The organism is Paenibacillus sp. 203, assembly GCF_037027525.1.
GTDB lineage: Bacteria > Bacillota > Bacilli > Paenibacillales > Paenibacillaceae > Paenibacillus > Paenibacillus polymyxa_B.
The window spans coordinates 1-1,129 of record NZ_JAXCHD010000035.1 but is presented as its reverse complement, the minus strand read 5'-3'; the positions used below and the strand labels follow the sequence as shown (position 1 = coordinate 1,129).

At 53.9% G+C, this 1,129-nt stretch carries 1 rRNA gene; it reads left to right on the top strand.

Features of this window, described 5'->3' with window-relative positions:
- Nucleotides 1–1,129, top strand: a 23S ribosomal RNA gene (locus WA407_RS26175); the annotation flags it as partial.

Here is a 1,129-nt window from a genome sequence, read left to right as displayed (position 1 = left end):
CTCCGAGACGGATCCCGAGTAGTGCGGGGCACGTGAAACCCCGTATGAATCCGGCAGGACCATCTGCCAAGGCTAAATACTCCCTGGCGACCGATAGTGAAGCAGTACCGTGAGGGAAAGGTGAAAAGCACCCCGGAAGGGGAGTGAAATAGATCCTGAAACCGTGTGCTTACAAGAAGTCAGAGCCCGATCTATGGGTGATGGCGTGCCTTTTGTAGAATGAACCGGCGAGTTACGTTCCCGTGCAAGGTTAAGGTGAAGAGCTGAAGCCGCAGCGAAAGCGAGTCTGAATAGGGCGAATGAGTACGTGGACGTAGACCCGAAACCGGGTGATCTACCCCTGTCCAGGGTGAAGGTGCGGTAACACGCACTGGAGGCCCGAACCCACGCATGTTGAAAAATGCGGGGATGAGGTGGGGGTAGCGGAGAAATTCCAATCGAACCCGGAGATAGCTGGTTCTCCCCGAAATAGCTTTAGGGCTAGCCTCGGAAAGAAGAATCGTGGAGGTAGAGCACTGATTGGGTGCGGGGCCCGCAAGGGTTACCAAGCTCAGTCAAACTCCGAATGCCATAGATTTAGTTCCGGGAGTCAGACAGTGAGTGCTAAGATCCATTGTCGAAAGGGAAACAGCCCAGACCATCAGCTAAGGTCCCCAAGTGTGTGTTAAGTGGGAAAGGATGTGGAGTTGCACAGACAACCAGGATGTTGGCTTAGAAGCAGCCACCATTGAAAGAGTGCGTAATAGCTCACTGGTCGAGTGACTCTGCGCCGAAAATGTAACGGGGCTAAACACACCACCGAAGCTATGGCTTGATGCTTGCATCAGGGGTAGGGGAGCGTTGAATGCGGGTTGAAGGTGTACCGTAAGGAGCGCTGGACTGCATTCAAGTGAGAATGCCGGTATGAGTAACGAAAAGATCTGTGAGAATCAGATCCGCCGAAAGCCTAAGGGTTCCTGAGGAAGGTTCGTCCGCTCAGGGTAAGTCGGGACCTAAGGCGAGGCCGATAGGCGTAGTCGAAGGACAACAGGTCGAAATTCCTGTACCACCGTAATCCGTTATGAGCGATGGGGTGACGCAGTAGGGTAGTGACGCGGACTGATGGATGTCCGTCTAAGCAGTGAGGCTG